Origin of the sequence: Massilistercora timonensis (genome assembly GCF_048354975.1) — a bacterium.
Lineage (GTDB): Bacteria > Bacillota > Clostridia > Lachnospirales > Lachnospiraceae > Massilistercora > Massilistercora timonensis.
The window spans coordinates 1-12,958 of sequence record NZ_DBGCJQ010000008.1 but is presented as its reverse complement, the minus strand read 5'-3'; the positions used below and the strand labels follow the sequence as shown (position 1 = coordinate 12,958).

Sequence of the window (12,958 nt, the reverse complement as noted above, 5' to 3'; positions counted from 1 at the left end):
GCCGCTCCTTCCTTGTGTGTCTCTTCCTATCCTCTCCGGGGCGGCTTGGGCCCCGGGAACTGATAGAAGTAAGTCTTCAGCATCCCATTATAGATCTTCCGGTTCTTATCCGCCTTCCGGCCAAAATACCGCTCTGCGTCCTCGTAGGAGGTGATCATGTAGGCCGACCAGGAGTCCAGCTTCCGGAAACTCTCACCAAAGGCGCGATACAGATCCGGCAGCGCTTCCTTCTCCTCCAGCCGCTCTCCGTAGGGCGGATTGGTGATGATAAATCCATATTTCTTAGGGTGGCGCAAGTCCCGCACATCCCGTTCCTGGAAATGGATCAGTTCCTCCACTCCCGCTTCCCTGGCATTACGCCTTGCGATCCGTATCACATCCCCATCCACATCATATCCCTGGATATCCGTATCAGAGGGCATCCGGATCCGGGAGGCCGCCTCATCCGCACCCTCATACCAGGCTTTTTTCGGAATGAAATTGGTCCACTCCTCCGCGGTAAAGGAACGGTTCATACCAGGGGCGATATCTGCTGCCATCATAGCCGCCTCAATAAGGAAGGTCCCGCTTCCGCAGAAAGGATCCACAAGGATCCGGTCTCCCTTCCACGGCGTCAGAAGGATCAGGGCCGCCGCCAGCGTCTCGGTGATCGGCGCCTTCCCGGACACTTCCCGGTATCCCCGCTTATGAAGCGATACCCCGGAAGTATCAAGTCCCACCGTCACAATATCTTTCTTCAAGAACACCCGCACCGGATAGGAAGCGCCGTCTTCCGGGAACCACTCCATATGGTAGTGTTCACCCAGCCGCTTCACCATGGCCTTCTTCATGATCGACTGGATATCTGACGGACTGAAAAGCCTGCTCTTTACTGAGGCAGCCTTGGAGACCCAGAACTTCCCGTCTCTTGGGATATATTCCTCCCACGGAATCTTCTTCGTCTCCTCAAACAGTTCCTCAAAGCTCTCCGCCCGGAAGCTTCCCGCCTTCACAAGGACCCGCTCCGCCGTCCTGAGAAACAGGTTGGCCCGGCAGACAGCGGCAATGTCTCCCTTGAAGGTCACTCTTCCGTCCTCTACTTCCGTGATCTCATACCCAAGATCCTGGATCTCGCGCTTCAGGACCGCTTCCAGCCCAAAATGGCAGGGCGCGATCAGTTCCACTTTATCTGTCATAGGTTTTTCTCCATTTTCTCGTCCATTCCAGGGCAAATCCCTTTCTTTATCTTATCTCCCGCTCCCGGTCTTTGTCAATCGGATTTTCTGTGAGACAAGAAGGCGGGAGACATGCTTTTTTCTGCATGTCTCCCGCCTTCTGTAAAACCTTGTCCTAGTAGCCGTTGTGCTCGCTGTCAGTTCCTGTGCTGTTCCGGTTGGACGTATTCTGTCCGGCCCCGTTCCGGTTCATTGAATTCTGCTTGCCTGCGTTCTGTTTCGCGCTGTTTTTGTTTCTAGAATTCTGATCCGTTGTATTGGTGTTCTTAGCCATTTGAATTCCTCCTCGTCTTTTTGGTTACGCGGTTATTATGTCCCCGGAGGAAGTTTTTATGTATCTTTTTCACAAAAATGCCGAAACAAATATATTAAGATTTTTTTAAACTTTTCCTTGCTTTTTGCCCCCGCCTATATTATACTAAGTCATGTAGAAAGGATACTTTCTACAACCCCTTATTAATTATTTATACTCCCCTCAAAAGACCGATGGCTCCCCCATCGGTCTTTTACTTTGCTCTTCTATTTTCGTCCGTCCAGCAGACGGAAGATCAGCGAGATCAGTACCAGCGGGACCAGGATGGGCAGCAGCAGGCTGAAGATCCCTCCGATCACCGCGATCACCAGAAGGAGGATCCCCACTACGCCCAGGATCAGAAGCAGCTTCTTCCACCAGGTATCGAACCCGAACACATGGATATGGGCGTCCTCACGGTAATCCGTCCGGCTCTGGCGCTCCGGCTCATAGTCGTAAGCTCCCCCGGCATTCCCCTGCATCTCTGCAGAATCAATAAGGGTGCGGGCAATGGCCCAGGGATCTCCCAGTTCCGCCGTCACCGTCTCCTCGCTTCTTCCTTTTCTCACTTCATCTTCAATATACTGCCGGTAGAAAGCAACCTGCTCCTGCACCGCCGCGCTGCCCAGATCCTCTGCCAGCGCGGCTCTTAGTTTCTCCAGAAATTCCCGTTTGGTCATCTGGTCCCTCCTGTTATATTATACTTCAAAAAGAAGATCTCCGTAGGACGGCATCGGCCACGCCTCTTTGTCCACGATCATCTCCAGCCGGTCCACCGGCGCTCTTAACCGTTCCATGGCAGGCGTCACTTCAAAGTAATAGAACCTCGCCCGCTCTTCTCCTTCCGATTTCTCCATGGCTTCTTCCGTAACCTTGGTAAGGGCCGCCAGCGCTTCCCTGGTCTCTCCCAGAAGCTTTGTCACCTCGTTCAGGATCTCCGCCTGAACAGTGGTGTCCGCGCCGGCCTCCCGGACTGCGTTCACCGTATCCGCCAGGGATCTGGTGTATTTGACAAAGGCCGGGACAAACTGCTTGCTGGCCATATCGATCATGGTACGCGCCTCGATGTTAATGGCCTTGGAGTAATTCTCATAACGGATCTCTGCCCTGGACTCCAGTTCCGCCCTGGTCAGCACATGGAACCGCTCAAACATCTCCACCGTCTTCTCTGTGGTGAGAGCCGGGATGGCCTCCACCATGGAGCGGATATTGGGAAGGCCTCTTCTCTCGGCCTCTTCCACCCATTCATCGGAATATCCGTTGCCGTTGAAGATGATCCTCTGGTGCTCGGTAGCGTATTTCTTGATCAGGTCATGGACCGCCATCTCGAAGTCTTCCGCCTCATCCAGCACATCACAGGCCTCCGCGAAGGCCTCCGCCACGATGGTATTAAGGACCACATTGGGGCTTGCGACAGAGTCTCTGGATCCCACCATACGGAACTCAAATTTATTGCCGGTAAATGCAAATGGCGACGTACGGTTCCGGTCTGTGGCGTCCCGGGCCAGCTGCGGCAGCGTCCGCACGCCGGTCTTCAGCTTGCCGCCCTTGATACTGTGAGTGGCCTCTCCCGTGCTCACCAGCTGGTCGATCACATCCTCCAGCTGCTCGCCCAGGAATACGGAGATAATGGCCGGAGGCGCTTCGTTGGCGCCCAGACGATGATCATTTCCCGGATCTGACGCAGATTCTCTCAAAAGATCCGCATGCTCGTCCACCGCCTTCAGGATACAGGTGAGCACCAGCAGGAACTGGATATTCTCATGAGGCGTCTTGCCCGGATCCAGAAGGTTCTTACCGTCGTCTGTAGTCAGAGACCAGTTGTTATGCTTGCCGGAACCGTTGACTCCGGCGAAAGGCTTCTCATGGAAGAGACACTTCATCCCGTGCTGGCCGGCCACCCGCTTCATGGTCTGCATTACTAGGTGGTTGTGGTCCACTGCCACGTTGGCTTTGGCATAGATGGGCGCCAGTTCATGCTGGGCCGGCGCCACTTCATTGTGCTGGGTCTTGGAGGTCACGCCCACCTTCCACAGCTCTACATTCACGTCCCGCATAAATGCAGCGATCCTCTGGCGGATAGTTCCAAAGTAATGGTCGTCCAGCTCCTGGCCTTTCGGCGGCATGGCTCCAAACAGAGTCCGTCCTGTGTAGATCAGGTCCTTTCTCTGCATAAACTTCTCCGCATCCACCAGGAAATATTCCTGCTCCGCTCCCACCATGGGAGTTACCTTCCTTGACGTGGTATTGCCGAAATGCCGGATCAGCCGCAGGGACTGCTCCCCGATGGCTTCCATGGACCGCAGAAGCGGAGTCTTCTGATCCAGCGCCTCTCCGGTGTAAGAACAGAATGCAGTAGGGATACACAGCGTGGCGCCCGCCGCGTCATGACGCACAAAGGCCGGGGACGTACAGTCCCAGGCGGTATAGCCTCTTGCCTCGAATGTGGCCCGCAGCCCTCCGGACGGGAAAGAGGACGCGTCCGGCTCTCCCTTGATCAGTTCCTTGCCGGAGAAACTCATCAGCACCTTTCCGTTCTCCAGCGGCGCAGAGATAAAGGAATCGTGTTTCTCCGCAGTCACGCCGGTAAGAGGCTGGAACCAGTGGGTATAATGGGTCGCCCCCTTCTCGATGGCCCACTCCTTCATCTCGTGGGCGATCACATCCGCCGTTGCGGAGTCCAGTTCCTTCCCCTCCTCGATGGTCTGCTTCAGATCCTTATAGACCTTCTTCGGAAGCCGCTCCTGCATCACGGTATCATTAAACACGTCTTCTCCAAAAATATCAGCTACATTAAATGCTTCTCCCATTCCTCGCCTGTCCTTTCTTCTATAGAATCAACTGCTGTACAAGGAAAAGCGTTCCAACTTGTACGCCGGAACGCTTTGCTCTCTGTTATTCCGCTTTTCCTACGGAACCAAACAGTTCCATCTTCTCTTTTACCTTGTCAACGATCGCGTCGAATCCCGGTTTGAGAAGTTTACGCGGGTCAAATCCCTTGCCTTCCAGATCTTTGCCTGCCTCGATATACTTCCGTGTCGCATCCGCAAATGCAAGCTGGCACTCGGTATTTACATTGATCTTGGCAACGCCCAGGCTGATGGCCTTCTTGATCATGTCGTCCGGGATTCCGGTACCGCCGTGAAGTACCAGCGGAAGATCGCCTGTCAGCTGCTGAATGGCATCCAGTGTCTCAAAGCTTAAGCCTGCCCAGTTTGCCGGATATTTTCCGTGGATATTTCCGATTCCTGCTGCCAGCATATCTACGCCAAGGTCTGCGATCATCTTACATTCCTTGGGATCTGCGCATTCGCCCTGGCCGATCACGCCGTCTTCCTCGCCGCCGATAGCTCCTACCTCTGCCTCCAGGGACATTCCCTTCTCCCGGCAGATGGCGATCAGTTCTTTGGTCTTGGCTACATTCTCTTCGATGGGATAATGAGATCCGTCAAACATAATAGAAGAGAATCCGGCCTCGATGCACTTCTTACATCCTTCATAGCTGCCGTGATCCAGGTGAAGCGCTACCGGAACTGTGATGTTCATCTCCTCTGTCATCGCCTTCACCATCTCGGTTACGGTCTTATAACCTGTCATGTACTTGCCTGCGCCTTCAGATACACCCAGGATCACCGGGGACTTGCACTCCTCGGCCGCTGTCAGGATGGCTTTCGTCCACTCCAGGTTATTGATGTTGAAATGACCAACTGCATAGTGGCCGGCTACCGCTTTTTCAAGCATGTCTTTTGCTGATACTAACATAAGATAATTCCTCCAATTCCTCTGCCGCCCGGCATTCCCGTGTAATGTCCGGCGCCGCCTTGATATTTGCTTTCCTTATTATAGCTCATTCATTCCGAAAACACAAGGACAGGAATTTGTCTTTCCTATGCTTCTTCTTCCGATGTCAGCTTCCAGATCTGTTCTGCTTCCTGCCGGGTGATCCCAAGCCTCCCGGCCGCCTCGTCAAGGGTCACTTTCCTCCCTTCCTCTTCTTCCATGGCTTTGACTGTATTATTTAAGTCTGTGACTTTCCGGACCATCTGCCGGTCTCTGCGACGCACCTCTCCGCTGGAGGCTATGAATTCTTCCATGGCGCTGCGCACCGTGACCCGCCGTGCTTCTTCTTCCTTCTCCGGATCTTCCTCCAGCAGCATCACAAGACGCATGTTCCCTTCCTGGATCAGATCTCCCAGGAACACCTCGCCTCTTTGCAGTTTCACCGCCTCTTCCACCACTTCTGTCAGGCGGCGGGCCAGCGTCTTATCACCCGCTTCTTCCAGCGCTTCGATCTCCTGCCGGTAAGTCTCCAGATACCGTTCCTCTTCCGGGCTTAAGTCTGCTTCTTCCTCCCCCGCCTCCCGGGCGGTTCCTTTAGAGGGCGCATATCCCTTCACTTCGATCCCCTGCTCCGTCAGATACTGAAAGACCAGTTCCATCTGCTCCGGGGACAGCCCCTCCTCCTCAAAGAACTTCTCCACGTCTTCCGCCAGGAGATGGTCTTCCCGCTCCCTGGCAAAGCCCAGCACTTCTCTTAGTTTTCCCTGAAATCCCATCCGTTCTGCCATCCCTGTTTCCTCCTTTTTTCTGGAAACATCTTAGCATAAACGGGATGGAAAATCTACGACTGTCTGCGAAACAGAAACCAGATCCCGCCGAACAATCCCACAATGATCCCGGCGTAGATGGACATACACAGCACATTGGCTGCGCAGCTTGCCGCTTCCGCGCCTGCGGCTACCATACAGAACAACATTCCCACCCCGCAGCTTAACGCCGTCCAGAGAAACACATTCGCCGCCAGGAACACACCTGCCGTCCAGTCCTCATCAAAAAAACGTTTTACCATATTCCATAAAAGCAACATCTCTCTATCTCCCTTCCTCGCAGCAACTTCTTTCCTCTCATTACTGTCCCCATTATAGTTGCCTTCTGTTAAGACACAGGATCTGCTTCTGCAAAAATCAGGTAAAATCTTCTCCCCGCCCTGTCAGCGGATGATCAGGGTCTGGTAGCCTGCGCTCCTAAGCTTCTGTTCCTCCTCCGCCGCCTGGACAAGCGTCTGGTAGGGTCCCACCTGGACGCTGAGATACTGGCCCGTATCGTCTACAAAGGCCGGGAATCCCTCCTCCAGCAGTTCATTTTCCATCCTCCTGGCATAAGTCCAGTTCCGGAACAGCCCTGTCTGGATCCGGTATTCCGGAGCTTCCCCTCCTTCCAGCGCCCCGCCGGCGCTCAGGCCGTCCAGGATCCCCCTGGCAATGGCCTGGGCAATATCCTGGAAATGATCGTCAAACAGCTGATTGTCCACGTCGGAATTGAGAAATCCGGCCTCCACAAGCACTGCCGGCATTGCGGTCCTTCGCAGCACCACAAGTCCCGGCCTGGCCTTCACGCCCAGGTTCACGAATCCGACGGCTTCCAGCTGCTGGGCAATGTCCTGGGCAACCTGGTACTTCAGGCCGGACAGATCGTACACCAGCGTTTCCACACCGGACACTTCGTTATCTGTGGGGAAGGAATTCCTGTGGATGGACACGAAGAAATCCACTCCTGCGTTGTTGGCCTCCATCGCCTTCTCAAATGGCGTCTCATACACATCTGTGGTCCTGGTATACTCCACATCGATCCCGTTGTTCTGCAGGATCTCCCCCACCGCCAGGGTAAGCGCCAGGGTGTCGTCCTTCTCCTGCCGTCCGTTGTATACTGCTCCCGGATCCCGTCCTCCGTGTCCGGCGTCCAGCATGATCGAATAAGGCATAGGTATCCTCCTATGGTTCATCTTTCTTACCAGTATATGCAGGATTTTTTTATGGGAAATCACGAAATTTATTTTCCCAGATTGAATTTTCTCTTTCTATCAAGTATAATATTTTCAGCAGAAGATCAGGTTTCTAGAAGGAGCGCGACATGAAGAAGAAATTATATTTTGGAAGCAACCTGAAGATGTACAAGAATATCAAGGATACCACTGAGTATCTGAAGGCCCTGGCTGACTACACCAAGGACTTAAGCCGGGAAGAGATCGAGCTTTTCATCATCCCGTCCTTCACTACGCTGGAGAGCGCTTCCCACTGTTACGACCGCCAGTATATCAAACTGGGCGCGCAGAATATGTGCTGGGAAGAAGAAGGACAGTTTACCGGAGAGATCTCTCCGCTCATGCTGAAAGAGCTGGGTCTGGATCTTGTCATGATCGGTCATTCGGAGCGCCGCCATGTATTCGGCGAGACGGATGTGGAAGAAAATAAAAAGGTAAAAGCCGCTCTTGATCACGGCTTTACCGCTCTCCTGTGCATCGGCGAGACCGGCGAGGAGAAGGAATTCGGCATCAGTCCGGAAGTGCTGCGGACCCAGCTTAAGATCGGGTTCCACGGCGTACCGGTTTCCCAGGTCCCCAAGATCTGGGTTGCCTATGAACCGGTGTGGTCCATCGGCGTCAACGGAACTCCTGCCACCGCGGACTACGCAGAAAAGATGCACAAGGTGATCAAGGCCTGTCTCAGGGAGATCTTTGGAGAAGCCGGTGATGACATCCCGGTTCTCTACGGCGGAAGCGTCAATCCAGGCAACTGTGAAGAACTGATCGTTCAGCCTTCCATTGACGGATTATTCACAGGACGCGCCGCATGGCAGGCAGACAAATTCGATCGGCTTATTCGGTCTTCTATCGGGGCGGCTACCCGGTAAGGTTACCGTAGTAGAGATCTGGAGAGGAGTGTTCTCTGACGGAAATACAAAAATAAACACCTCAACCCCTCGTCGGGGATCCTCCTTTCCGATCTCATCAACGACAAAAAAGCGGGCATATGCCCGCTTTTTTGCTGTCTCTTCTTTCTTTTCTATCGGTTCTTATCGTACTCTACGAATGCGTCTACCTTCGGCTGAGAAGAACATCCCGGCACAAACTCGTTGGTCAGGAAGGCTTCTGTCATCAGCTCTCTCTCCTTGCTTCCGGAAGTAAAAGCTCCCATACATGCAATGTTGGCGTCATTGCTTAAGCGCGCTCTCTGAGCAGAATATACATCGGACAGCAATGCCGCGTAAGCGCCTTTTACCTTGTTGGCTGCGATGGATACGCCGATACCGGTCCCGCAGATCAGGATCCCTCTGTCATACTCGCCTGCCGCTACCGCCTCAGCCAGCCGGATCGCTGTGTTGGCGTAGATGGGATCTTCACTTCCAAAATCTGTCATCTCGCCGTAGCCTTTTGCCTCGATGAACTTCATCAGTTCTTCTTTTGCCTGCTGTGCGTTAGGATCACATCCAATTGCAATTTTCATGATTTTCACGTCTCCTTTGAATTTTGAATTTTGAACTCGCTACTATCATTTTAGCATTTACACCCGGGGTTGTCTACTTCCGTCAGAGTTTTATATCCAAAATCCAAAACCCGTCCCTTAAAAAAACAGGAGGCCCTCTGCGCGCCTGCCGCAAAGCTGCCTCCTGCTCTTATCTTTATTCCTGTTTTGCCCTCACGCTCATGGTGATCTCTGAATCCGCCACTTTCTCTCCGTTAATATCCAGATCGTAAAGGATGCGGATATCCATCTCATTCTCCTGGATATCCATCTTCATGTCCCTGGTGTACACCCCTACCAGCAATTCTCCGTAAGGCGTCTCGTACTGGGTCATGTTGATCTTGTCTTTCTCAAAGACCATGTGGAAATTGGAAATGCCGCTCTTGATGATCTCCAGCATCCCATCGGAAATCCTCACCTTGTTCTTGATGCTCCCTGGAAGTCCCTCTACCAGCTCTTCATAGATGATATAGTGTTTCCCGTTTTTGTAGTAATAGGTGGCCGGGGTGATGACTTCTATGGGCTCATTTTCTTCCTCCGCCGACTCTGCCGGCACATCGTAGTGAAGGCCGGAGATCGACAGCAATACTTCTTTTGTCATAAGCGTCTCTTCTGCTATTAAAGGGCCAGCTGTTTCGCGATCTCGTACTGATATGCAGGGATCGCCTTCTTCATGCTCAGGGCCTCGTCGATGTCAAAGTCTACATACTGGCCGTGTTTGTATCCCACTACCCGGTTGGTCTTTCCTTCGATCAGAAGGTCTACTGCCATCGCTCCCATGATGGATGCATATACCCGGTCCTTACAGGTGGGGCTTCCTCCACGCTGCATGTGGCCCAGAACAGTAGCTCTGGTCTCCATTCCGGTGGCTTCCTCGATCCTTTTTGCCATATTCATGGAGTCGCCGATTCCCTCTGCGTTGATGATGATGTAGTTCTTCTTGCCACGCTTCCGGCACTCCTGGATGTCCGCCACGATAGCGGCCTCATCGTAATCATGCTCCTCCGGCATCAGGATGCGCTCCGCCCCGTTGGCGATACCGCACCACAGCGCCAGGTATCCCGCGTCTCTTCCCATAACCTCGATGATGGAGCAGCGCTCATGGGAAGTAGAAGTATCTCTTACCTTGTCAATGGCCTCCATCGCTGTATTCACAGCTGTGTCAAAGCCGATGGTATACTCGGTACATCCGATATCCAGATCGATGGTTCCCGGGATCCCGATGGTGTTGATCCCGAAGTTGGCCAGCTTCTGCGCGCCGGCGAAGGATCCGTCTCCTCCGATGACTACCAGGCCGTCGATGCTGTATTTCTTGCAGATGGCAGCCGCCTTCTGCTGCCCTTCCTCGGTACGCATCTCCTGGCAGCGCGCCGTCTGGAGAATAGTACCTCCCCGCTGGATAGTGTCTGACACATCTCTTGCGGACATATCTATGATCTCTTCATTTAACAGTCCCTGATAACCACGCCGGATTCCTCTGACTTTCAGACCTTTTCCCAGTGCTGTACGGACAACCGCACGGATCGCCGCATTCATGCCCGGGGCGTCTCCTCCGCTGGTCAACACACCGATTGTACGAATGATCTTGTCTGACATATTGATTCCCTCCGTTATTCGTATTCGTGTTAAGTCTTGTTTCTTAATCTCGTGCTTCATTGTACATGAATTATCTTGGGTTTTCAATGGGTTTTTCTATCACTTTTACACAAGATTCACCCAGATAATTCGTCAATCTGTTCAAAATAATACTGTCAATGTGGATATTTCTACCCTGAGGCAGCCGCTTCACCGCCCGTTCCTTCCTGCAGTAGATCACCACCTGGTCGTCTCCTTCCGAATCTCCCAGCATTTCATAAAGCTCCTGTTCCCGGGAGAGGAAATCCGCCTTGGCTTCATACTGCAGCCACAGCTCTTTCCTGGTCTGATCAAAGGGGATCACCGCTTCGCAGATCAGCTTACTGGCCGCGTCGTCCTCCTCGGATACTCTTCCCCGGACGAAGACTTTGTTCTCCTCGGTAAGATACTGCTGGTACTTCTCATAATCTCTGGGGAATACCACCACTTCCACCGTCCCCGCCAGATCCTCAATGGTGAGGAAGGCCATGGTCTTATTGTTCTTGGTATATTTAATAGTCTTCCCGGCGATGATCCCGCCGACAGTCTCCTTGACGCCGTCGTGGACTCTGGTCCGCCCGGTCTCTTCATCCAGCTGGAAATCCAGAGTAGTGCGGGTGATCCCTTTCCGCCACCGCTCTTCATACTCCTCCATGGGATGGCCGCTTAAGTAGACGCCCAGCACTTCCTTCTCAAAGGAAAGCCTGGTCTCCTTCTCATACTCTCCCACATCCGGCATCTGGGTGTCAAACTCCGCCTTCTCTTCTTCTCCTACCAGGTCGAAGAGAGACATCTGTCCGGTCATGGAGTATTTCCGCTCCTGGTTCACCTGATCCATAAGCTGGATATAAACCACCATGAACTGCTTCCTGGTGCCGCCCAGGCTGTCGAAAGCCCCGGATTTGATAAAGTGCTCGATGGTCCTTTTGTTTACTTCCTTCCCGGACATCCGTTCAATGAAATCCTTCAGGCTGCGGAATTTGCCGCCCCTCTCCCGCTCCCGGATCAGGGACTCGATCACCGGCCGGCCAATGCTCTTGATGGCCGCCAGGCCATAGCGGATATTCCTGCCGTCCACGGAGAAATTCCCCACTCCTTCATTGATGTCCGGAGGAAGGATCCCAATCCCCATCTGCCGGCAGGTATAGATGTATTCCGCCACTTTCCCCGGATTGTCGATAACGGAAGTCATAAGGGCCGCCATAAACTCCACCGGATAATAATATTTCAGCCAGGCGGTCTGATAGGCCACCACCGCATAGGCGGCGGCGTGGGATTTATTAAAAGCGTACTTGGCGAAATCGATCATTTCATCATAGATCTTGTTGGCTGTCTTCTCGTCAATGCCGTTGGACACACAGCCCGGCACCCCTTCCTCCGGGTTGCCGTAGACGAAGTTCTGCCGCTCTTTCTGCATCACATCGCCCTTTTTCTTGGACATGGCCCGGCGCACCAGGTCGCTCCGGCCCAGGGTATATCCCCCCAGATCCCGCACGATCTGCATCACCTGCTCCTGATAGACGATACAGCCGTAGGTAGGTTCCAGGATGGGCTTTAACTGGGGGCAGTCATAGGTGATGGAATCCACGTTGTTCTTTCCCTTGATATACTTGGGAATGAAATCCATAGGGCCTGGACGGTACAGGGAGATCCCGGCGATGATATCCTCCAGGCTCTGGGGCTTCAGTTCTTTCATGAAGCTTTTCATCCCGGCGCTCTCCAGCTGGAAGACGCCGTCGGTCCTCCCGGTTCCGATGGAATCCAGCACCGCCTTGTCATTATAGTCGATCTGGTTGATGTCAATGGGATGGCCTGCGCTTTTCTCCGCCAGCCGGGCTGCGTCCTGGATCACCGTCAGGGTTCTGAGGCCCAGGAAATCCATTTTCAGAAGCCCCAGTTCCTCCAGAGTGGTCATGGTGAACTGAGTGGTCACAGAGCCGTCTGACCCAAGGGACAGGGGCACATACTCATCGATGGCCTTCTGGCTGATGACCACTCCTGCCGCATGCATGGACGTATGTCTGGGAAGCCCTTCCAGGCGCATGGACATATCGATCAGTTCCCGCACCTGTGGATCTTCCTCATAGGATTTCTTCAGTTCCTGGCTCATCTTCAGGGCCCGCTCCAGGGTAATGTTCAGTTCCTGAGGCACCATCTTGGCAATGCTGTCCACAAAGGCGTAGGGCAGATCCATCACCCGTCCCACATCCCGGATCACGCCCCGGGCCGCCAGAGTACCGAAGGTGACGATCTGCACCACCCGGTCGCTTCCGTATTTGCGCACCACATAATCAATGACTTCCTGCCGCCGCTCGAAGCAGAAGTCCACGTCGATATCCGGCATGGACACCCGCTCCGGGTTCAGGAACCGCTCAAAGAGCAGCTGATACTTGATGGGATCGATGCTGGTGATCTCCAGGCAGTAGGCCACGATACTCCCCGCGGCAGACCCCCGTCCCGGTCCCACCATAATGCCGTGGTCCCTGGCGTAGCGGATGAAATCCCACACGATCAGGAAATAATCCACATACCCCATA

The 12,958-nt window shown here is 53.6% G+C and carries 13 protein-coding genes; 1 reads left to right on the top strand and 12 read right to left on the bottom strand.

Annotated features, from left to right (window positions below; all coding sequences use genetic code 11):
* Positions 1–26: 26 nt before the first annotated feature.
* The 8 genes from ACML7B_RS00380 to ACML7B_RS00345 all read right to left on the bottom strand — a co-directional run bounded on the left by ACML7B_RS00380 (position 27) and on the right by ACML7B_RS00345 (position 7,267).
* Positions 27–1,175, bottom strand: coding sequence for a THUMP domain-containing class I SAM-dependent RNA methyltransferase (locus ACML7B_RS00380; protein ID WP_418538784.1), 1,149 nt, complete (start codon positions 1,173–1,175; stop codon positions 27–29).
* A 154-nt stretch (positions 1,176–1,329) separates the two neighbouring features.
* On the bottom strand, positions 1,330–1,488 hold the full coding sequence (locus ACML7B_RS00375; protein ID WP_165697944.1) for a hypothetical protein: 159 nt from the start codon (positions 1,486–1,488) through the stop codon (positions 1,330–1,332).
* Between the two features lie 245 nt (positions 1,489–1,733).
* Positions 1,734–2,186 (bottom strand): DUF1700 domain-containing protein, encoded by a 453-nt coding sequence (locus ACML7B_RS00370; protein ID WP_346707795.1) that lies wholly within the window; start codon positions 2,184–2,186, stop codon positions 1,734–1,736.
* An 18-nt stretch (positions 2,187–2,204) separates the two neighbouring features.
* The gene (locus ACML7B_RS00365; RefSeq protein WP_418538782.1) at positions 2,205–4,316 is read right to left on the bottom strand and encodes a glutamine synthetase III; all 2,112 of its coding nucleotides are present in this window, start codon (positions 4,314–4,316) and stop codon (positions 2,205–2,207) included.
* 85 nt (positions 4,317–4,401) lie between these two features.
* The gene (gene fba, locus ACML7B_RS00360; RefSeq protein WP_346707793.1) at positions 4,402–5,268 is read right to left on the bottom strand and encodes a class II fructose-1,6-bisphosphate aldolase; all 867 of its coding nucleotides are present in this window, start codon (positions 5,266–5,268) and stop codon (positions 4,402–4,404) included.
* A gap of 125 nt (positions 5,269–5,393) precedes the next feature.
* Entirely contained in the window at positions 5,394–6,074 is a 681-nt protein-coding gene (locus ACML7B_RS00355) for an RNA polymerase sigma factor region1.1 domain-containing protein (RefSeq protein WP_346707792.1), read from the bottom strand.
* Positions 6,075–6,127: 53 nt separating this feature from the next.
* Positions 6,128–6,373, bottom strand: a complete 246-nt coding sequence (locus ACML7B_RS00350; protein ID WP_346707791.1) for a hypothetical protein — start codon at positions 6,371–6,373, stop codon at positions 6,128–6,130.
* A gap of 123 nt (positions 6,374–6,496) precedes the next feature.
* On the bottom strand, positions 6,497–7,267 hold the full coding sequence (locus tag ACML7B_RS00345; RefSeq protein ID WP_346707790.1) for an N-acetylmuramoyl-L-alanine amidase: 771 nt from the start codon (positions 7,265–7,267) through the stop codon (positions 6,497–6,499).
* 149 nt (positions 7,268–7,416) lie between these two features.
* Here ACML7B_RS00345 and ACML7B_RS00340 point away from each other — a divergent pair, with 149 nt between their 5' ends.
* The gene (locus ACML7B_RS00340; protein ID WP_418538779.1) at positions 7,417–8,196 is read left to right on the top strand and encodes a triose-phosphate isomerase; all 780 of its coding nucleotides are present in this window, start codon (positions 7,417–7,419) and stop codon (positions 8,194–8,196) included.
* A gap of 152 nt (positions 8,197–8,348) precedes the next feature.
* On the opposite strand, the gene ACML7B_RS00335 is transcribed toward ACML7B_RS00340, so the two are convergent.
* The 4 genes from ACML7B_RS00335 to ACML7B_RS00320 form a co-directional block, all read right to left on the bottom strand.
* Positions 8,349–8,789, bottom strand: coding sequence for an RpiB/LacA/LacB family sugar-phosphate isomerase (locus ACML7B_RS00335; protein ID WP_346707788.1), 441 nt, complete (start codon positions 8,787–8,789; stop codon positions 8,349–8,351).
* A gap of 175 nt (positions 8,790–8,964) precedes the next feature.
* Positions 8,965–9,408 carry a DUF1934 domain-containing protein gene (locus ACML7B_RS00330; protein ID WP_418538777.1) on the bottom strand — a complete coding sequence of 148 codons (444 nt, stop codon included), beginning with the start codon at positions 9,406–9,408 and terminating at the stop codon, positions 8,965–8,967.
* Between the two features lie 17 nt (positions 9,409–9,425).
* Positions 9,426–10,403, bottom strand: coding sequence for a 6-phosphofructokinase (gene pfkA, locus ACML7B_RS00325; protein WP_418538776.1), 978 nt, complete (start codon positions 10,401–10,403; stop codon positions 9,426–9,428).
* Between the two features lie 70 nt (positions 10,404–10,473).
* On the bottom strand, positions 10,474–12,958 hold a 2,485-nt coding region (locus ACML7B_RS00320; protein ID WP_418538774.1), incomplete at its 5' end, for a DNA polymerase III subunit alpha.

What these genes read in the sequence shown, in the direction of transcription:
- fba (WP_346707793.1), bottom strand. Translation starts at nt 5,268, where the DNA reads ATGTTAGTATCAGCAAAAGACATGCTTGAAAAAGCGGTAGCCGGCCAC.
- ACML7B_RS00380 (WP_418538784.1), bottom strand. Translation starts at nt 1,175, where the DNA reads ATGACAGATAAAGTGGAACTGATCGCGCCCTGCCATTTTGGGCTGGAA.
- ACML7B_RS00370 (WP_346707795.1), bottom strand. Translation starts at nt 2,186, where the DNA reads ATGACCAAACGGGAATTTCTGGAGAAACTAAGAGCCGCGCTGGCAGAG.
- ACML7B_RS00345 (WP_346707790.1), bottom strand. Translation starts at nt 7,267, where the DNA reads ATGCCTTATTCGATCATGCTGGACGCCGGACACGGAGGACGGGATCCG.
- ACML7B_RS00375 (WP_165697944.1), bottom strand. Translation starts at nt 1,488, where the DNA reads ATGGCTAAGAACACCAATACAACGGATCAGAATTCTAGAAACAAAAAC.
- ACML7B_RS00365 (WP_418538782.1), bottom strand. Translation starts at nt 4,316, where the DNA reads ATGGGAGAAGCATTTAATGTAGCTGATATTTTTGGAGAAGACGTGTTT.
- ACML7B_RS00335 (WP_346707788.1), bottom strand. Translation starts at nt 8,789, where the DNA reads ATGAAAATTGCAATTGGATGTGATCCTAACGCACAGCAGGCAAAAGAA.
- pfkA (WP_418538776.1), bottom strand. Translation starts at nt 10,403, where the DNA reads ATGTCAGACAAGATCATTCGTACAATCGGTGTGTTGACCAGCGGAGGA.
- ACML7B_RS00355 (WP_346707792.1), bottom strand. Translation starts at nt 6,074, where the DNA reads ATGGCAGAACGGATGGGATTTCAGGGAAAACTAAGAGAAGTGCTGGGC.
- ACML7B_RS00350 (WP_346707791.1), bottom strand. Translation starts at nt 6,373, where the DNA reads ATGTTGCTTTTATGGAATATGGTAAAACGTTTTTTTGATGAGGACTGG.
- ACML7B_RS00330 (WP_418538777.1), bottom strand. Translation starts at nt 9,408, where the DNA reads ATGACAAAAGAAGTATTGCTGTCGATCTCCGGCCTTCACTACGATGTG.
- ACML7B_RS00340 (WP_418538779.1), top strand. Translation starts at nt 7,417, where the DNA reads ATGAAGAAGAAATTATATTTTGGAAGCAACCTGAAGATGTACAAGAAT.